Consider the following 19,624-nt stretch of genomic DNA (forward strand, 5'->3'; position numbering starts at 1 on the left):
CTCCAAATTTTTCACTGTTCTAAGATATACTCTTTTTTACCAAAAGACACAAGAAAAATTCCATTCACAAACTTTTTTTAAATTCTTTTTTATCATTTATAAAAAAAAAGCCCGCTCCTAGGAGCAGGCAGTTCAACTTTATTTTACGGCATCTTTTAATTGCTTGCCGGCTTTAAATGCGGGTGACTTGCTAGCCGCGATGGTGATTTCTTCACCTGTTTGAGGATTACGGCCTTTACGAGCAGCACGCTCGCGTACTTCAAAGTTACCAAAGCCGATTACTTGGACTTTTTCGCCGTCTTTCAATGATGATTGGATTCCTTCAAATAAAGCGTCTACAGCTGATGCTGCGTCTTTCTTTGTTAATCCAGTTTTTTCTGCTACTTGTTCAACTAAGCTTTGTTTATTGATCATAATATATGGCCTCCACTATCTTTTTAATGTATTTCAAAACAATTTTATTCGTTATTGTCGAGAAAGGCAACACTTAACACTCTATTTCTCTTTTTTTCGATTCTTTCTTTTTTATTTATCAGAAATAAAAAAATAAAAAAATTATTCAAGATTTTCTAAAATGCTTTGGCTTGATCCCTATTAACTTGGTATCCTAAATTGAAATAAGTTTGTTCAGCAATTAGTTAAATAACATAGAAAAATAAAAAATGTAGCGTTGGTGCTTGTCTTGATCCTCTTTGAACATTATATTAAATAAAAAATTATTTAAGGAGCTTCAAGAATGAATCTTAGAGCGTTACTAAAAAAAGAAACGACTAGGTATTTACATCTGGTTGAAGAATTATATTATGCAAAAGACTCCCTTTCTTCTGAACAATTGATGATGGCTCTAAATTGCTCACGCCCGACGTTGATCAGCGATACTCAATTTTTAAATATGGCTGACCTATCATTTAGAATCACTAAAACTAGAGGGCTGTATACTATTGATTTTGATCTTGATGCCACGATTGATGTTGTTTACGCCGATATTTTACGCAACTGCTTGGAGTTTCAAACGATCAAAAGTCTCTTTTTTGAAGAAAATGACAGCATTCAAACGGCCGCACTCAACTTAAATTGCAGTTTTTCAAATATGCAGCGCTGCTTGCAAAATATAAAACTGGTCATGACTGTTTGGGATCTTTCTATTTGCCATCGACCTTTGCATGTTACTGGAGACGAAGCAGTGATTCGCCGGTTCTTTTATCTTTTTTTCAAAGAGTCTCGTGCGACACTGACTGACTATGGCTTTTCACAAACACTGACAGCTGCAATTGATCCTTTTCTCCGACAACTGTTGTCCGAAAATAACTTGGCGACTACTGGAAATAGTTATGATTACTTGATGCATCATTTTTTGATTGGCTTGCAACGTCAAAAACAAGGACATTTTATGCAGAACTGCTTTTTTAAAAGCGACTTGATCTTCCCGGCTGAGTCTGACCACCTGATTCAACTAATCAAACGAGAAACAGCTTCAACCTTTACAGAGCTCCACTTAGTCGACTGCCTCTGGCCCTTGTTTACTCATCAATTGATTTTAAACGAACACCAGCAATTGCTTGCACAACAAAAAAACAAGTCGTTAGCTGCTTTTTACACAGAGCATCGGCTGTTATTAGAGCGGATCAGTGCTTTACTGACAGATCCGCTTTCGCAAACAGAAATGGTTGAAATTTTAAGACTTTTAGGCAATGAATTGTTCGCTTATTTTCCAACTAACTACCCGCTTGAGATTCTGCAAGAAACAGATAAATTACTGCGTTTGGTCGATGAAAAATATAAGCGAGAGTTTATACAGCTTGAAAAAATCGTCAATGATTTTCTGGATTTAAAAGAGCGCAGAGTACTTTCTTCGATTTATCTCAGCTGCTTGCTTACGAACATTGATCATTTACTGCCACGTTTAGTCGATCCAGCGAATCCAATCAAAGTACTCTTATTGTCAGATACTGTGAATCAGCAGCGTTTCTGGTGTTCTACTTTTCCGACCGCCATCAAAGGAACCGTCCAATATGATTATTTTGATCACTCGTTATCCTTATCTGCTGATTTAGAAACGCTGACTTCGCAATATGATTTGATCATCACCAACAAAACAATGATCGAACGGATGGCGACTTGTTCGATGATCGCGGTCAACACTTATCCTACTGCGAAAGATTTTGAACAGATCCAACAATTTATTAACCAATTTCGCTCATCTCCCTCACGAAAGGAAAGATATCATGAACTTACGCCCACTGCTCAAACGTGATAGTCAGCGGCAATTGCACTTGATTGAAACGCTGTATTACTCTCAACATGCCCGTTCCAGTGAAGAGTTGGCTAAAATTACCCGCTGTACTCCGCCGGCTCTTTTAAATGATATTCGCTCAGTTAATTCACAAAGTGATTATTACAAAATCGTGCGAAAAAACAGTCTGTACCAACTAGAACTCAAAGATAATGCGGCTTTAGATGTCCTTTACTCGACTCTGCTCAACCAATCCATGGCCTTCAAAGTTTTAGAAGCGATTTTTTTCGAAGAATGCTATAGTCTTTCTGAGCTTTCACAAAAATTATTTTGCAGTTTGACGACGATCCAAGTAGCGATGAAAGATTTGCAGGCGGCTCTTGGTACTTGGAAGTTAACGATTCACCGGCGCCCTTTTCGGCTGACAGGTAATGAAACCGCGATTCGCCATTTGTTTTTCTTATACCTATCTGAAAAAAAGATGGCTCGAGCAGATACTCGTTTTAGTCCAGAATTTTTTGAACTTGGTGATGCAGTCATTCATTCAATAATTGAAAACAATCAGCTTTCTGTTTCTCTTGCACAATACAATCGTTTGCGGCTGTCTTTTTTTATTAGTCTCGTCCGAATTTCAAAAGGACATCGCATAAGTTCGCGCAGTTTAAAATCAACCAGCATCACGGCTCCTAGTCAACGTGCTGTCACTCGCTTTGGTCCTCATTTGCGAAGAGAACTGAAGATCCTTTATTCTGAAGACATTATGAAGGACAGCTTCTGGCTGCTTTATTCAGATTTGTTCTTATTAAGTGATAAGCAAAAGCGACAAATCTTAAAAACAAATTATTCACTGGCGTATCATTATGAGACTCATTATGAGTTGGCCGAAAAACTCAGTCAGATGTTAGTCGATCCTTTGACTGAAGAACAAAAAGAACAGTTGGTAACGATATTGATCAATCAACACCTCTTTCATGCTGGGACAAAAGAATTCATCAGCGTACTGCAAGATCGAAAAAAGGACTGTCTGCGGTTACTGGAAACTTTCCATGCTCATTGTGTCTATCAGCTACGCAACTTAGTCGTCGAATTTACCGAGGATTACCAACTTTTTGACTCACCGGAATTTATTGACAATTATATTTATCAAATCGTAGCAGCCGTCCCAACCTGCCTAAACGGGATGAAACAATCTGAAAAACCTGTTAACCTGCTGGTTGTTTCGACCGATTCCAAAATGCAGGAAAGTTTGTTGACTGAACTTTTGCGCTTTTCTATTCGAGGAAATTATGACATTCAGCAAGTGAACGTCCAACAATTACAGGACAACAGCTATCTGGCGGTTTTTGAAAAATACGACATCGTTATCAGTACCTCGACTTTTGATGTGCCTACTTGTCAGACACCGATTATCGCTGTAGAACTTTGTCCTAGTATCCAATCGCTGAATAAGATTCAACAGCTAGTTGATCAGATCAGTAAGCGAGGCTATCAACCCTTAACTAAAAAAGAGAGGTGACAAAATTTTGTCATCTCTCCTTATTTCTTTATGCTGCTCTCTTCTGCCTCAGCCGCATTTTTTTCAGCAATCAAGCGTAGCAACTCTTTATCCATCGAAGCTTTCTCTGCTTTCAAACTATCGATCATCCGTTGGTATTTCTCTTTACCGTTTTTCTTGCGAATCACGTTTAACTGCAGCATTGGAAATAAAATCACGATCAGTGACAAAATGACGATCACCGCAAAAATCCAGCTTAAATCGATCCTAAAAAAAGTATATAATAATACGATCAAACCGATCACGATTTCAAAAATGCTCAGTTTTGCTCTTCGACCTCCGCCAAAGAGGATCCGTTTCAGCGTTGATCCTTGTAGCAATTCTTCATAACGAGTCAGGCGCGCTTCTAAAAAGCTGACTTGTTCTTTTAATAAATCAATCCGTTGGTTTTCCGGCATAGTAAATTCGCTCCTTATTGTCCTTCCTCCATATTATCACTAGTAACCCTCATTTTCGCAAATATTTTATAGATCATTATAAAAATAATAATCTTTTTTTTAAGATCCGATCTCTACGTATCTCATAACAAGCCATCGTTCGAAAATTAGAAAATGTAAAGGTTTTCATTTGATCGTAATCGTTCATTGGCAGGAAAAACTTTTTAAATTCTTATTTGTAATTGTGTGAAAGTCTTGTACAATTACATTGTAAACGAATTCTTTTCGTGCACAATTAGTCAAGAAGGAGTGTGTCAAATGATTATTGGAATTCTAAAAGAAATCAAGAACAACGAAAACCGTGTCGCTCTTCCCCCATCTGGAGTATTTGATTTGACCAATCGCGGGCATCAAGTATTAGTCGAAAAAGATGCCGGTAAAGGGTCCGCAATCTCAGACGAAGAATATGTCGCTGCAGGTGCTACTATCGTCGACAACGCAGCAGATGTTTGGGCGGCTGAAATGGTCATGAAAGTAAAAGAACCCCTTCCCGAAGAATATCAATATTTCCGCAAAGGATTGTTACTATTTACCTACTTGCATTTAGCAGCGAATCGGCCTTTGACCGAAGCGTTGGTAAACAGCAATGTGACAGCGATTGCATATGAAAATGTTCAACCAGCAGATAATACATTACCACTGCTTGCGCCAATGAGTGAAATTGCTGGACGAATGGCAGCACAAATTGGAGCAAACTTTTTAGAACGTGTTAATGGCGGTAAAGGGATCTTGCTTTCTGGCGTTCCCGGTGTTCGTCGCGGGAATGTGGTCGTGATCGGCGGCGGTGTCGTTGGTTTAAATGCGGCAAAATTAGCTGTCGGTTTAGGCGCGAATGTAACCCTTTTAGATGTAAGCGTTCCGCGTTTGAAAGAATTAGATATCATCTTCGGCAACAGCATTCAAACGATGATGTCAAACAGCTTTAACATCCAAGAATGCCTAAAAACAGCTGACCTAGTTATTGGTTCTGTTTTGATTCCCGGACATAAAGCACCAACACTGGTTACTAAAGAAATGGTGGCAAATATGCCTGACCATGGTGTGATCGTCGATGTCGCTATCGACCAAGGCGGTATTTTTGAAACGGAAGATCGCGTGACAACACACGATGATCCAACGTATGTCAAAGAAGGCGTCGTTCACTATGCCGTAGCAAACATGCCGGGTGCTGTTCCGCAAACAGCTACTTATGCATTGAGCAACAGTACAATGGCTTATGCTAACTTATTAGCTAATAATCCACTAGAACAATTGTTAAAAGACAACTTAGCATTGCGCCGCGGAGTCAACACTTATAACGGCAAACTTACAATCGAACCAGTAGCAAAAGATTTAGGTATGGAATATACTTCCATCGATGAATTATTACTAAGCAAATAAAGAGGCACCTACAGGAAAGACCTGTCGGCAGTATGCTGACAGGTTTTTTGTTATACTAAGATAGATTTCTTATTTCAGGAGGCGTTTTATGAATTTTTCTGATATTTCTTACCAACGGCCGGATTTGGTTCAATATGAAACACTCTTTGATCAAGCCAACCAGCGATTTCTCGCTGCACCAAATTACCAGTCAGCTAAAGAGGCTTTACACGAACTCAATCGGTTCCGCAGCAAAATGGCTAAAAATATGAAGCTAGCTTATATTCGCCATTCGATTGATACAAATGACCGATTCTACCGCACAGAGAATGATTTTTGGGATCATCATGCCCCACTCGTCGATCAGATCCACAATCGTTTTTATGAAGCACTGTCATCTTCTCCTTTTCGTAAGGAACTAGAAGATGAATTTCCGGCGACACTCTTTCTTTTTGCAGAGGATCAGTTGCGGCTTTTAGCTGATTCAGTGATTGAACTTAAACAGCAAGAAAATGAAGTGGTCAGTCAATACACGCAATTGATTGCTTCGGCTGATTTAGAGTTTGACGGAAAAAAATACACATTAGCAACATTATCCGCGCTTTTTACTGATCCTAAACGATCCATTCGTGAAGCGGCGCATGCTGTCTACGAAGATTTTTTCACTGTTAATGAACAAAAATTTGATGAACTCTTTGATCAATTAGTAAAATTGCGGCACCAACAAGCACAAAAATTAGGCTTTGAAAATTATGTAGCGTACGGCGATCGGCTGATGAATCGCTGGAGTTATGATCGTAAACAGCTCGGCGCTTTTCGTCAGTTCATTATCGATGAGGTCGTTCCCATCAATCAAAAACTTTACCAACGACAAAAAGAACGCCTCGGCATTGAAACCCTTTTACATTATGATCTGCCGCTCGTCTATCCAAACGGCAACCCTCAACCACAAAAAAATGGTGAAGAATTGGTACAAAAAGCTCAAGCGATGTACCACGATTTGTCTAATGAGACTGGAAACTTTTTTGATCAAATGATCCAACAAGATCTGATGGATCTGGCAAATCGTTCGGGCAAGCAAAGTGGCGGCTATTGCGAATTTATCGACGAGGTCCAAATGCCTTTTATTTTTGCAAACTTTAATGGGACTTCTGATGATGTCGATGTCTTGACTCATGAGACCGGACACGCTTTCCAAAGCTACCTATCCCGATGGATTGACGAACCTGAATTGATTTTTCCAACATCTGATACTGCTGAGATCCATTCCATGAGTATGGAATTTTTAACTTGGCCATGGATGGATAAATTTTTCGGAGCAGCTCATGAGAAATATACATTCGCTCATTTAAGCAGTGCATTACAATTTTTACCTTATGGCGCTTTAGTGGATCATTTTCAAGAAGAAGTTTACCTTCATCCCGAATGGTCTGCTGAAAAACGAAAAAACTGTTGGCGTAAGCTAGAAAAAATCTATTGTCCTGAACGCAACTACCAAGCTTCAGAAGCCTTAGAACGTGGGGTCTATTGGTATCGCCAAGGTCATATTTTTGAAGTTCCTTTCTATTATATTGACTATACTTTAGCCCAAGTTTGCGCTTTGCAATTTTGGCAGCGTGGGATCGTTGAAAAAGATCCGACTACTTGGAGAGATTATCTAGCAATTTGTCGGATTGGCGGCAGCAAAACATTTTTAGAAACAGTCGCTTTAGGAAATCTCGCTTCACCATTTGACCGCAAACAAATGACTACACTCTTAGCTGCAGTCGATCGTTATTTATCTGCAATCCCTGAGGCTGACTTAGTGTAATAATAGTGGGCGATTGAGACCGAAGTGGACAACTTCAAGAAATAAGCTGCTGAAATACTGTTCATTAAGCAAAAAGGGCTGACAAATATCTTGTCAGCCCTTTTTGCTTATCCAGTTATTTTGTTATCCAGCAAGATTCTTCCTAATTATTTTGGAAGAACCATCAACCGGTCAGCGCTCATAGCGTGGATCTTAATCGGACGTTGATAAAATTCATTCAAGACACTTTCTTTCAGCAATACTTCTCGCCGACCTTGATCAAAAATCTGTCCTTCTCGCAGCATCAGCACATGATTTAACATCGGTAGGATTTCCTCTGTATGATGGGTCACATATAACAAGCTTGGCGCGTCCGCGGCTTGTTTCATTCTTTCGATTCGCCTTAACAGATCTTCTCGGGCAAATAGGTCCATCCCATTACACGGTTCATCTAAAATCAACAGTTCAGGTTTAGCCATCAGCGCTCTTGCGATCAAGACGATTTGTTTTTCCCCTTGAGACAATATTTGAAAAACTTTCCCGATCAATTTCTCAGCTCCAAGTGAACTCAGAAGTTGCTTGGCTGCTGCAAGATCTGCTTTTGAATACGCTTGATAGATTCCGATACTAGCGAATTTCCCGGATAAAACGATATATTCCGCCTGTTCATCACGATGGATCTTTTCGTGTAAAGACTGACTCACCCAGCCGATTCGCCTTGTCAAATCAGGAATCGACGTCTGACCGAAAACTTCCCCTAAAACGGTCAACTTTCCTTCTGACGGCCATAAATTTCCTGAAATCATATTGAGTATCAGACTTTTTCCCGCGCCATTCAAGCCTAAAATCGCCCAGTCTTCCCCAGAATTAATGCGCCAATTGATATCTTGCAAGAGTTTGTTTTGTTGGCGAATAAACTGAACGTGTTCAAAAGCTAAAATTTCCATACTTTCCCCTCCAATTTTCCCTTCTAACAATCCTATCAAAAATTCACAGAAAAGATAGAGGAAATGATATAATTTAACAGACGAATTTGAAAGGAGCGGTACAAATGAACTATGAATTATCCGACAGCACTTTTGCACCAATTGCGAAGATTTATTTGCAGCAAGGAGAAAAAATACAAATCGAACCAGGAGCAATGGTCTATGAACTTGGTAAGATTGAATTGGAAGGACACTTGAATTCTAATGGTAAAACGGGGTTTGGTGGCGCCTTGAGTGCTTTAGGCCGCTCAGTCACTAGCGGAGAAAAATTTTTTATCAGCACAGCTACTGCTCACACTAACGGATCTATGATCGCCATCGCCCCTGCTGCTCCTGGAAAAATTTTCGCACTAGATATCAGCGATGAAAATTGGCGCTTGAATACGGAGTCGTTTCTTGCCAGCGAAGAACAAGTGACCTATCAAATGAAACGACAGAAACTTTCTGGTGCCTTATTAGGCGGGACAGGTGGTTTGTTTGTAATGGAGACAGCTGGAACTGGAGAAATCTTAGTTTCAGCTTTTGGCGATATAGAACGAATCGAACTTGACGGCAGCCAACCTGTCATCATCGACAATCAGCACGTAATTGCTTGGAGCAGCTCATTAGATTATCAGATCAAAGTTGCTTCAGGAACTTTTGGTTTCAAAACAGGTGAAGGTGTAGTCAACGAATTTCATGGCCGCGGCTCAGTTTATATCCAGACTCGCAATCTAGAGAGCTTCGCTGACCATATCGGTACTTTTTTACCGAAATCTTAAAGATTATCCGACAGGATTGTAAGTCTTGAAGAGAACAGGTAGAATATGGAGGACACTGTTGTAGAAAGTTGGTTTATATGACTGAAAAAATTAAACACGAAAATGAGTTGACCGCGACGCCCTCTCGGATGGCTCGTTACCATACTCAAACGACTACACCCAAAAAAGAACCAGCAAATACTCCGAAAAAACAAGCGAGTACTCAAGAAACAATGGTACAAAGTACTGTTTGGCTGACCGTCGGCAATATTTTTTCGCGGTTACTAGGCGCCGTTTACGTCATTCCTTGGTATATGTGGATGCAGCCCCATGGTGAAGCGGCCAACTATTTGTACACAAAAGGCTACAACGTTTACGCCTTATTTCTGATGATCTCAACGGCGGGAATTCCTGCTGCGGTTGCTAAACAGACCGCGCGTTACAATTCAATGAATGAATATGGCTTAAGCAAGAAATTATTATTTTATACGATGCGCTTAATGACTATCGGCGGAGTGATCTGCGCAGCGATTATGTTTTTAGGAGCGCCTTACTTATCACAAGGAAATCCTGATTTAGTGCCAGTCATGCGCTCATTGAGTGTTGTTTTACTGATTTTTCCAGCGATGAGTGTGATTCGCGGCTTCTTCCAAGGAAACAATAATATGAAACCTTACGCGATTTCTCAGATCATCGAACAAATCGCACGAGTCTGCTATATGCTAGCTTCCGCTTTCATTATCATGCAAATCAATAATGGTAGCTACAAAACAGCAGTCGTTTACTCAACGTTTGCTGCCTTTATCGGGGTAGCATTCGCGATGGCGGTTCTGCTCTTTGCACTTTTCAAAGAACGCACAGCCTTTCGAACATTAGTGAAAGAAAGTAACAATCAGCTTACTTTTTCAGGGCGTCAACTTGTTTTGCAGATGATCGCACAAGCGATTCCCTTTATTATAGTAGGCAGCGGGATCAGCATCTTCAAATTAATCGATCAATATTCGTTCGAAAAAATCATGTCACTTGTCACTGATTATTCCGCCGCTAAAAATGCTGAATTATTCGCGTTGATCTCAGCCAATCCAGACAAATTGACGATGGTCGTCATTGCTCTTGGAACAGCGATGGCAACGGCTGGACTGCCATTGATCACTGAACGCTTTACGAAAAAAGACCAAGCTGGTCTAGCAAGATTAGTGACGAATAATATTCAGTTGTTATTTTTTGTTATGATGCCGGCAACGATTGGAATGATCGTCCTATCTTATCCGCTGAATACTTTGTTCTATCGTCCAAACCCACTTGGAGCAGAATTGTTAGCGGCATCGTGTGTAGTGGGAATCATGATGGGGCTTCTCATGGTCTGCTCAACGATGTTGCAAGGACTAGACGGAAATATGCAAGCTGTTTCGTTTTTAGGTATCGGTGTTTTAGTAAAAGTTTTGACACAATTTCCATTGATCTTCCTTTTTAAGGCCTATGGCCCGCTGATCGCGACTTTCATCGGATTATTAGTAGCAAATATGTTTTTATTGGATCGGATCCACGTCTTGTCTCGGTTTCCATTTAGAGAAACAGCTAGTTCCATCGCTAAAGTCACTGTGATGTCCCTTGCAATGGGTGTGGTAGCTTTTGCTGTCAAATTCGGTTGTGAACTGATTTTGAGCTCGGATTCCAAAGTCCAATCGATGATCATTATTTTGATTGTTGCGGCTTCTGGCGGATTGACCTATATCCTCCTAGCGTTAAAAACTCGGATGGCTGATAAATTATTAGGCTCTCGAGTCGATGGTATTCGCCGCCGATTGCATATGCGGTAAACAACTATAAAAAAATGGGGATTAACGGCTAAGCCGTTAGTCCCCATTTTTTTATAGTAATTTGTTTTTTTTCAACACCTTTTTATTGTATCATTCAATGAGTATCGAGCGGTTTTGATGGAATCGTCAAATACTTAGGTTCAATCGACAAATTAGCTAAAAAGCGTTTGAAATCACTAAAAGTGATCACTAATGTTGTGGTATTAATATTAGGATGAAACCCAATTTTTTGCGTTTGATCGATCGTTTGGTCAATGATCAAATTGATTTGATGCAGCGTATCATGGGATAGCGCAAGTGGCGTCACCGATCCTTTTTCCAAGCCAAGCGAGTCGAACAGTTCAGTTTCAGAAGCAAAAGATAAATGACGTTCAGCTAACATTTTAGCTAGCGCTTTAATATCCAGCCGCTTATTTCCCGAACAAATCACTAAATAATAGTTCTTAGACCGCTTGCCTTTCAGCAATAAATTTTTTACTTCACTGCCCTCAATCGAAAAATCGATCTCTGCCACTGTAAAAACAGCCTGATGCTCCACTCGTTCATAGGGAATCTGCCATTTTTTCAGTAATTGATAGACTTCCGTATCCGTTGCTTTAGCGATTATGATCACCGACTTTTCAATAGATTTCGCCAAGTAATAATTGTCTTATTGACGTGATTTAAAACTTCTAGTTCAAGTTTCTTTGTATCTGTTGCCTCTTGCTGTTGAAAAACAGTCAATTGCTCATAGTTATGCTGCAGCTGTTCACGAATCAGTTGATTTTCCTTTGATGGAATCAAACCATTGGCTTCAGCCGTCAATTGTTGGATCACGATTGGTGTCGTTTCGCGAAAATAAACATAGCCATATTTATTAAGATTATTTTTATACGATTGCAGTGTTGACAGTGACAGTTCAAGTATCACTGTTCCATCCATCGTTTGTTTAGGAATCCGTGCAATTTCTACCGGTTGTATGGATTTTGATTTTGGTTTGAACATCCAGCGAGTAATCAAAAAAGTCACTAAACAAACAATGACGTTTGACAGTAGAACTTCTGGACGCAAAAGAGTTTCGAGCATAGCTTCCACTTCCTCTAAGAGATGTTTCCATTATACCGAACTCATTCATTTTGCGGTATCCATTTTTTAAAAATCAATAAAATAAATCAGCCGCGCTCCTAGATTACTTCAAAAATCTTAGCCAATAGCTCGTTGACTGGTTCTAGAAATAGGCTAGAACTTTCTTGAAGCTACTATTCACTGTTGATTTGAAAAAAGAGCGTGATAAAAATCTTATCACACCCAAAAACGGATCAATTGTTGTTATTGGATCTTAGTCAGCGCCTGTTCTAAATCGGCTAATAAATCTTCTGTGTCTTCGATCCCTACTGATAACCGAAGCAATCCATCTGTCACACCTTGTTTTTCTCGTTCTGCTTTTGGCACACAAGCATGACTCATCGTGACTGGATACGATAAGATTGATTCCACACCGCCAAGGCTTACTGCAGCAATTGGGATCTTCAATGCTTCAGCAAAAGAATAAACCGCTGACTGATTTGCTAGTTCAAAAGACAGGACTGCTCCACCAGAAGTCGCTTGTTGCTGATGCACTTGATAACCAGGATGACTTGGCAAACCAGGATAATGGATGCTGCGGACTGCCGGATGTTTTTCCAGCATTTGACTGATTTTTTCCGCACTGCGGGCACTTTGTTCCATCCGCAATGCCATTGTTTTTAATCCCCGCATCGTCAACCAACAGTCTTCGATCCCTAAAATACCGCCTAATACTTTTTGCTGTAACTTAATTTGCTGTTCCCATTTCTCATCATTAGTGATCACTAGACCCGCTACGACATCGCTATGACCGTTGATAAATTTGGTTGCGCTGTGGATCACAACATCGATGCCTAAGGCTAATGGTTTTTGAAATTGAGGCGTCATGAATGTATTGTCGATCATTGTCACTAAGTGGTGTGCTTTAGCGATCGCAACGACGCCTGCAATATTTGTGACTGACAGCAAAGGATTAGATGGCGTTTCTAAATAAAGTCCGCGAGTATTCGGCTGAATCGCCTGCTCCCAGGCTGTAAGATCAGTCTCATCAACAAACGTCACTTCAATCCCAAAACGCTTCATGACCTCATTAACTAATTGAAAAGTCCCTCCGTAAATACTCTTGCACATAACTATATGGTCTCCTTGATTGAAACTCAACAAGACCGCTGAGATTGCGCTCATGCCTGACGCAAATGCTGTTGCATATTTCCCATTTTCAAGTGCAGCAACAGCTTCTTCTAATGCTGTACGAGTCGGGTTACTGAAGCGGGAATAAGTATAGGGTTGGCTGTCTTTGATCGAAGCTTGTTTAAAAGTCGAACATTGATAAATAGGAATCGACGAAGCTCCGGTTTCTTCATCAAAAGCATGATAGCCATGGATCAATTTTGTCTTATCTTTCATCACATATCCCCCTTAATTATTTTTACAAGATTAGCTTACCATCATTTAAAGCGCTTTCTTCGTTTTTTGATGAATTCCCATAAGAAATTTAGTTTATTTTCAGGAATTCTAGGGACTTTCTCATGGACAAAAATAACTCCTACTACCGAAAACTACATTGACCTAAAACGAGTCCCACATTTCGATCTCGGTCAACTAAAAAAAGATTGCAACAAGATGTCGCAATCTTTCACGAGTTATTTTGTTTCTAGATCATGTAAAAACAGTCCGCTCAATAATTTTGGTTCAAACCAAGTTGATTTTGGCGGCATAATTTTTTTCGCATCAGCAACGTCTAATAAGTCCGTCATCTGAGTCGGATACATCGAAAAAGCTAATTTCCATTCACCAGAATCAACTAATTTTTCCAATTCTGCTGTCCCGCGGATTCCACCGACAAAATCGATTCGCATGTCTGTACGAATATCATCAATTCCAAAAATATCTTCTAAAACAAATTTTTGCAACAGCGCTACATCCAGTCTCTCCACCGGATCATTTGGAACCTTTTCTGTTTTGATGCTTAATGTATACCAGGCTGATCCATCGTATAACTGGCAGTTACCAGCTTTTTCTGGTTTTTTCACTCCAGTTTTTACTACTTGATAATTCTCTGCTAAACGCTCCATAAAATCAGCTGGCGGTGTTGTTTTCAAAACGCGATTGTATTCCCAGATCGCCAGCTCATCTTCTGGAAAGATAATCGATAGAAATTGTTCTGTCTCAGGGTTTTGTTCACCGGTTTGACGCTTTTCTAAACCGATTTTTACCGCTGATTCAGTCCGGTGGTGCCCATCTGCAATGTATAATGCCTCTACTTCAGTAAATAAGTCGGTCAATTGCTCTATCGTCTCAGTCTGATCAATCACCCAAACGCGATGAGTCACATCATGATAGCTGACAAAGTCATAAACTGGTGCGTGCACTTTTTGCCAGTTTTTAATAGTTGCTTGGATCTTTTCCTGCGGACGATAACTTAAAAAAATTGGGCTTGTATTTGCATCACACGTTCGAATATGATTCATCCGATCAATTTCTTTTTCATGCCGCGTAAATTCATGTTTCTTGATTTTTCCATCGATATAATCATTGATTGATGTACAAGCGACGATTCCTGTTTGACTTCGTCCAGACATCACCAATTCGTATAAATAGAAATAGGCTTTGTTTTCTTTGAACAACCAACCTTTTTCTAAAAATGCGGCTAAATTATCAGCGGCTTGTTGGTAGACATGCTCATCGTAAGGTGAAAGCTCTGCTGGCAAATCAATCTCTGCTTTATCAATATGAAAATAACTATATGGATTATCAGCGGCGAATGCTTTTGCTTCTTGTGAATTTACAACATCATACGGCAATGCAGCAACTTTATCAGCCAGTTCTGCGGCTGGACGAATACTTCTAAACGGATGCACTTGAACCATTAAAATTCACACTCCTCATCTCGTTTGATCACTCGAACGCGGATAATGCCCTCATTTTTATTTAATTTTTCAGCGATCGCTGCGATTTTGTCTGGATCAGTCTCTGCGATATCTACTAACGTATATGCATAGTCATCTTGACCACGATTGACCATATTATCGATATTGACATCTAAAGAAGCAATTTCAGAAGCGATCAACCCTAACATATTAGGGATATTATGATTGATCACTGTAATTCGATAAGGCGACTCAAAAGCCATCTCAACATTCGGAAAGTTCACAGAACGCTTAATGATCCCTGTTTCTAAAAAACGTTTCAATCCGCGGGCAGCCATCTTGGCACAATTGACTTCAGCTTCTTCAGTCGAAGCACCTAAATGCGGCAAAACAGTAATTTTGTCGTTATGAAGTAATTTTTCTTCAGCAAAATCCGTCGTAAAACCAGCGATTCGCTCTTCATTTACAGCTTTTAACACAGCTGCTGTATCGACGATCTCACCACGGGCAAAATTCATTAACCGTGCTGTTTTTTTCATTAACAGCAGCTCTTCTGTTCCAATCAAATGGCGAGTCTGTTCGGTCAACGGTACATGAACTGTCACAAAATCACAGTTAGTCAAGACTTCTTTCAAGTCTTTTGCGCGTTTTACCCGACGAGAAATACTCCAAGCCGTATCGACTGAAACATATGGATCATAACCAGTGACTTCCATTCCCAGACGATACGCATCATTTGCCACCATCGCACCAATCGAACCTAACCCGATAACACCTAATTTTTTCCCTTCCAATTCGGTACCGGCAAATTGCGCTTTCTGTGCTTCAGCCTGTTCATCAACATCATTGCCTGTTAACGTTTGGACCCAACCGATTCCTTGGACCATTGGTCGAACAGATAACAACAAACTTGCTATCACCAATTCTTTGACAGCATTGGCATTTGCACCGGGTGTATTAAAAACAACGATGCCTTTTTCTGTACATTCTTTAACGGGGATATTATTCGTACCTGCCCCTGCACGAGCAACCGCTAGGACTGAGTCGGGAAAGTTATACTCATGTAATTTTTTGCTTCGTAAAATAATACCATCTGGTTCTTCGCTTTCATTAATACGATAATTTTCTTGATCAAAACGCGCCATTCCTTCAGGGGCAATCGCGTTAAATGTTTGAATTTGAAACATTTACTTTCCTCCATTTTCCTTTTCAAATTGCGCCATGAACGCTACTAAAGCTTCCACACCTTCAACTGGGAAGGCATTGTAAAGACTCGCCCGCATGCCGCCGACAGAACGATGGCCTTTTAGATTTTCGAATCCTTGGGCTAGCGCTGCTTGGTTGAATGCTTTATCTAAGTCTTCATCACCGGTAACAAATGGAATGTTGGTAATTGAACGGCTCGTTTTTTCAACAGGGCTTTTGAATAAGTTTGAGTTTTCGATCGCATCATATAATAATTGGGCTTTTTGCTGATCTTTTTTTGTAATGCCCGCAACTCCACCTTGAGTTTTTATCCATTCAAAGACTAACTTTGCAATATAAATAGCGTAAGTCGGTGGTGTATTGTATAAAGAATTATTTTTTGCCTGTAATGCATAATCCAGCATTGGTGCAAAAACTGCTTCTTGATTGAGCAAGTCTTCTCGAATGATTACGACTGTAAGACCGGCCGGACCGATATTTTTCTGAGCACCAGCGTAGATCACACCAAAGTCTTCTACTTTATAGTCATTGGCTAAAATATTTGAAGACATGTCGGCAACAACTGGGACTTTACCAAATGAAGGAATCTTTGTAAAAGCAGTTCCTTCAATCGTATTATTCGTTGTAATATGCACGTAAGCTGCGTTTTGATCAACCATTTTTGGTACTTCTGGGATATAACTAAAATTCTTATCTTCACTAGAGGCAATAACCTCGACCTCTACATTATCCAACGCTTTTGCAGCACTGATGGCTTTTTTAGACCAAGTTCCGGTATTGATATACAAGGCTTTTTTCCCTTGCGCCAAGTTCAAAGGGATCATGGTAAATTGCAAACTTGCACCGCCTTGTAAAAATAAAACTTTGTAATTGTCGGGAATCACCATCAGTTCTCTCAATAAACCTTCAGCTGCTTGAATAATCTCGTCAAATAAGGAGGAACGATGACTCAACTCCATCACCGACATGCCACTATTTTTATAATCCAGCATCTCGGACTGTGCGATCTCCAATACAGCTTTTGGTAGTACTGCGGGACCTGCGGAAAAATTATAAATCGTCATACTTATTCGCTCCTTCATTAAGATGTGATGATAATTATAACAGAAGCAATTAAATGATAAAAGACTAATTTTAAATTAATTTCAATGTAATTTGTAATAATTCTAGAAAATTTTATTTTGATTTGCATGAATCGTTGATGTTCTTTAAACTTCTTTTCAAACGTTTTCTGTCTAAATCGGACAAATTCGATGTTTTCTTACAGTTAACCATGAGCTTTTTGGCTTTTTTTCATAGGACTTGCCAAAAAATTTTTTCCGGCTCTTCACAAATGACTTTCTTTGATACTTTTGTGTGACTACTAAAATCATTTCGGTTTAGATGATAGCAGTAAACGTTTTTTCATGGACACTCAATAAACGAATTTTACTGAGGACAGAAAAAAACAGAAGTCAGTTTTAGCTAACTTCTGTTTTTTTGCTTATTTGATTTTTAATTCAGCTAACTGCTTTTCTATTTCTGTTTCTTCCGCATCCGCTGCAAGCAATGCACAGGCAGTATACGCACTTTCAACCAAAGCGGTATCAAATAATTTTACTTTTTTTGCTGTCATTTCGATCGCCATTTCCAAGTTCATCTTAGCGCTACCCAAATCATAAAAAGCTAATAACTCATCGGCAGAATTTTCTTCGATCGCTTGTGAAATCAATTCCATCGAAGTACCAATCCCACCGTCTTCTAAGCCACCGGCAGTTGTGATCGGAACATTTTTGGCAATTTCACCAATCAAACGTTTTAATCCTTCCGGTATTTCTTTTGTATGAGAAACTAGCACGACACCTCTACTCATCAAATACACCTGCCTCTATCATGGATTCAAAGAAATATGCTGATGACATCGCGCCAGGATCGATATGACCAATCGAACGCTCGCCAACATACGAAGCCCGGCCTTTTGTCGCCTTGATATTCTTTGTTTTTTCAACCAGCACTTCAATCGTTGCTGGATTTAAAGTACCATTGTTTAAATTTTCCACTGCCGGCACCCATAAATCCAACATTGTTTTTTGACCAGCTTTAGAATTGCCACGCTTTTCAATACCGGCAATTGCAACTTTTAACAGCTCTTCTGGGTCGCTTGTCTCTTTACTAGTCTTCATCATCTCCATCATAGCTGTTCCGTAAAGCGGCCCGGATGCTCCGCCAACCTTGCTGATCAGTGCCATCGCGGTTGCTTTGAATACAGCCGGCAAATCACCTGATAGATCCGCAGCCATTACTGCATCCATCCCACGAGCCATATTATTTCCATGATCCCCATCACCAATCGGTGTATCTAACTCACTTAAATAATCTTTGTTGACTTGAACTTTTTCATTGAACAATTCTAGCGTTTTACGTAAATTCTCTGGTGTAAACATAGTGGACCTCCTTGATTGCTCTATTCAAGCATGCGACTGTTATAAATTCTCTCTGGATAACGTTGAAATAAACGATCCAGTTAATTGATTTTTCGCTTTATTACCAAGCAATTGTATGAACTGGCTCATTTAATAAACGTTCACGTTCTTCGTCTAATTTGATCATCGTGATTGACGCACCCGCCATTTCAAGCGATGTCATGTAATTCCCTACTTTAGTAAACGCAAGCTCAAGACCTTCCTCGGCAAGGATTTGTTTCGCATCATTGAATAGAATAAATAATTCCATCAATGGTGTCGCCCCCATCCCATTTACGAATAATCCGTATTTATCCCCTGAGTGCCAATCAAATTCCGCTTTTAATTTTCCGATGATTTCTTGAGCGATATCGTGAGCAGATTTGATTTTTTCCCGTCGATAACCTGGTTCACCATGAATCCCAACACCAAATTCTATCTCATCTTCAGCCAAAACAAATCCTGGTTTGCCAACTTCGGGAACAGTTGCACCAGACAATGCAATCCCAACTGTTTTGATCTCTTCAACCAATGTTTTCCCATAGTTAGCTAATTCTGGAACTGTTTTTCCTTCTCGAGCCATACCGCCTAAAATTTTATGGACTAACACTGTTCCAGCTACCCCCCGACGCCCTTGGGTATATGTGCTGTCTTCTACGGCGATATCATCGTCGACTAAGACAGAGTCTACTTTGATATCGTCCATTTCAGCTAAATCTTTTGCCATATCAAAATTCATAACATCGCCTGAATAATTCTTAATAATCAGCAACGTCCCTTTTCCTTTATCAGTAGCCTTGATAGCTTCATAAATTTGATCTGGAGTTGGCGAAGTGAAAACTTGGCCGCAAACGGCTGCACTCAACATCCCCTCTCCAACAAAACCGGCATGTGATGGTTCATGTCCACTGCCTCCCCCGCTAACTAACGCTACTTGATCGTATTCGTCACTGCGAGTAACAACCAATGTTTCAGGTACTTGTTTTACATAATCTGGATATGCACTAACCAATCCGCTGACCATTTCTTCTACGACATTTTTTGGATCATTAATAATTTTTTTCACTTACTATTCCTCCCAATTTTTGTTGGTTCATTTCCTAGACTTCGCTCATTTTGGTTTTTCCTTGTATGCAATCAAAAT

Annotated in this window: 18 protein-coding genes; 6 read left to right on the plus strand and 12 right to left on the minus strand. The window is 39.9% G+C overall.

What is annotated here, in order from left to right:
- Positions 1 to 138: 138 nt before the first annotated feature.
- On the minus strand, positions 139 to 414 hold the full coding sequence (gene hbs, locus FFM68_RS02235) for a non-specific DNA-binding protein Hbs (RefSeq protein WP_137617815.1): 276 nt from the start codon (positions 412 to 414) through the stop codon (positions 139 to 141).
- Positions 415 to 736: 322 nt separating this feature from the next.
- Here hbs and FFM68_RS02240 point away from each other — a divergent pair, with 322 nt between their 5' ends.
- Positions 737 to 2,254, plus strand: coding sequence for an AcpB/EbpR/MafR family transcriptional regulator (locus FFM68_RS02240; protein ID WP_137617816.1), 1,518 nt, complete (start codon positions 737 to 739; stop codon positions 2,252 to 2,254).
- On the plus strand, positions 2,226 to 3,749 hold the full coding sequence (locus tag FFM68_RS02245; RefSeq protein WP_137617817.1) for an AcpB/EbpR/MafR family transcriptional regulator: 1,524 nt from the start codon (positions 2,226 to 2,228) through the stop codon (positions 3,747 to 3,749). The genes FFM68_RS02240 and FFM68_RS02245 overlap by 29 nt, the downstream gene beginning before the upstream one ends.
- A 20-nt stretch (positions 3,750 to 3,769) precedes the next feature.
- Here FFM68_RS02245 and FFM68_RS02250 read toward each other — a convergent pair whose 3' ends face one another.
- Complete coding sequence (locus FFM68_RS02250) at positions 3,770 to 4,186, minus strand: hypothetical protein (RefSeq protein WP_137617818.1); 417 nt, start codon at positions 4,184 to 4,186, stop codon at positions 3,770 to 3,772.
- 297 nt (positions 4,187 to 4,483) lie between these two features.
- On the opposite strand from FFM68_RS02250, the gene ald reads away from it, so the two are divergent.
- Both ald and FFM68_RS02260 read left to right on the plus strand, forming a co-directional pair.
- Entirely contained in the window at positions 4,484 to 5,605 is a 1,122-nt protein-coding gene (ald, locus tag FFM68_RS02255; RefSeq protein ID WP_137617819.1) for an alanine dehydrogenase, read from the plus strand.
- A gap of 88 nt (positions 5,606 to 5,693) precedes the next feature.
- A complete protein-coding gene (locus FFM68_RS02260; RefSeq protein ID WP_137617820.1) occupies positions 5,694 to 7,394 on the plus strand; it encodes a M3 family oligoendopeptidase in 1,701 nt (566 codons plus the stop codon).
- 146 nt (positions 7,395 to 7,540) lie between these two features.
- Here FFM68_RS02260 and FFM68_RS02265 read toward each other — a convergent pair whose 3' ends face one another.
- Entirely contained in the window at positions 7,541 to 8,320 is a 780-nt protein-coding gene (locus tag FFM68_RS02265) for an ABC transporter ATP-binding protein (RefSeq protein ID WP_137617821.1), read from the minus strand.
- A gap of 104 nt (positions 8,321 to 8,424) precedes the next feature.
- Here FFM68_RS02265 and FFM68_RS02270 point away from each other — a divergent pair, with 104 nt between their 5' ends.
- Positions 8,425 to 9,120, plus strand: coding sequence for a TIGR00266 family protein (locus tag FFM68_RS02270; protein WP_137617822.1), 696 nt, complete (start codon positions 8,425 to 8,427; stop codon positions 9,118 to 9,120).
- A gap of 77 nt (positions 9,121 to 9,197) precedes the next feature.
- A complete protein-coding gene (locus FFM68_RS02275; protein WP_137617823.1) occupies positions 9,198 to 10,919 on the plus strand; it encodes a putative polysaccharide biosynthesis protein in 1,722 nt (573 codons plus the stop codon).
- Between the two features lie 94 nt (positions 10,920 to 11,013).
- Here FFM68_RS02275 and FFM68_RS02280 read toward each other — a convergent pair whose 3' ends face one another.
- From FFM68_RS02280 to dhaK, 9 genes are all read right to left on the minus strand, one after another.
- Positions 11,014 to 11,556, minus strand: coding sequence for a prolyl-tRNA synthetase associated domain-containing protein (locus tag FFM68_RS02280; RefSeq protein ID WP_239585055.1), 543 nt, complete (start codon positions 11,554 to 11,556; stop codon positions 11,014 to 11,016).
- Positions 11,529 to 11,984 (minus strand): hypothetical protein, encoded by a 456-nt coding sequence (locus FFM68_RS02285; RefSeq protein ID WP_137617824.1) that lies wholly within the window; start codon positions 11,982 to 11,984, stop codon positions 11,529 to 11,531. The genes FFM68_RS02280 and FFM68_RS02285 overlap by 28 nt, the downstream gene beginning before the upstream one ends.
- Before the next feature lie 243 nt (positions 11,985 to 12,227).
- The gene (locus FFM68_RS02290; protein WP_137617825.1) at positions 12,228 to 13,370 is read right to left on the minus strand and encodes a trans-sulfuration enzyme family protein; all 1,143 of its coding nucleotides are present in this window, start codon (positions 13,368 to 13,370) and stop codon (positions 12,228 to 12,230) included.
- A 236-nt stretch (positions 13,371 to 13,606) separates the two neighbouring features.
- Entirely contained in the window at positions 13,607 to 14,833 is a 1,227-nt protein-coding gene (locus tag FFM68_RS02295) for a DUF1015 domain-containing protein (RefSeq protein WP_137617826.1), read from the minus strand.
- Positions 14,833 to 16,020 (minus strand): 3-phosphoglycerate dehydrogenase family protein, encoded by a 1,188-nt coding sequence (locus FFM68_RS02300; RefSeq protein WP_137617827.1) that lies wholly within the window; start codon positions 16,018 to 16,020, stop codon positions 14,833 to 14,835. The genes FFM68_RS02295 and FFM68_RS02300 overlap by 1 nt, the downstream gene beginning before the upstream one ends.
- Entirely contained in the window at positions 16,021 to 17,103 is a 1,083-nt protein-coding gene (gene serC, locus FFM68_RS02305; RefSeq protein WP_137617828.1) for a 3-phosphoserine/phosphohydroxythreonine transaminase, read from the minus strand.
- Between the two features lie 419 nt (positions 17,104 to 17,522).
- Complete coding sequence (gene dhaM, locus FFM68_RS02310; RefSeq protein WP_137617829.1) at positions 17,523 to 17,891, minus strand: dihydroxyacetone kinase phosphoryl donor subunit DhaM; 369 nt, start codon at positions 17,889 to 17,891, stop codon at positions 17,523 to 17,525.
- Positions 17,884 to 18,462 carry a dihydroxyacetone kinase subunit DhaL gene (gene dhaL / locus FFM68_RS02315; RefSeq protein WP_137617830.1) on the minus strand — a complete coding sequence of 193 codons (579 nt, stop codon included), beginning with the start codon at positions 18,460 to 18,462 and terminating at the stop codon, positions 17,884 to 17,886. Before dhaL ends, dhaM begins: the two co-directional genes overlap by 8 nt.
- A 100-nt stretch (positions 18,463 to 18,562) precedes the next feature.
- Positions 18,563 to 19,546, minus strand: coding sequence for a dihydroxyacetone kinase subunit DhaK (gene dhaK, locus FFM68_RS02320; protein ID WP_137617831.1), 984 nt, complete (start codon positions 19,544 to 19,546; stop codon positions 18,563 to 18,565).
- Positions 19,547 to 19,624: the final 78 nt, after the last annotated feature.

The organism is Enterococcus xiangfangensis (assembly GCF_005405365.1).
GTDB lineage: Bacteria > Bacillota > Bacilli > Lactobacillales > Enterococcaceae > Enterococcus_A > Enterococcus_A xiangfangensis.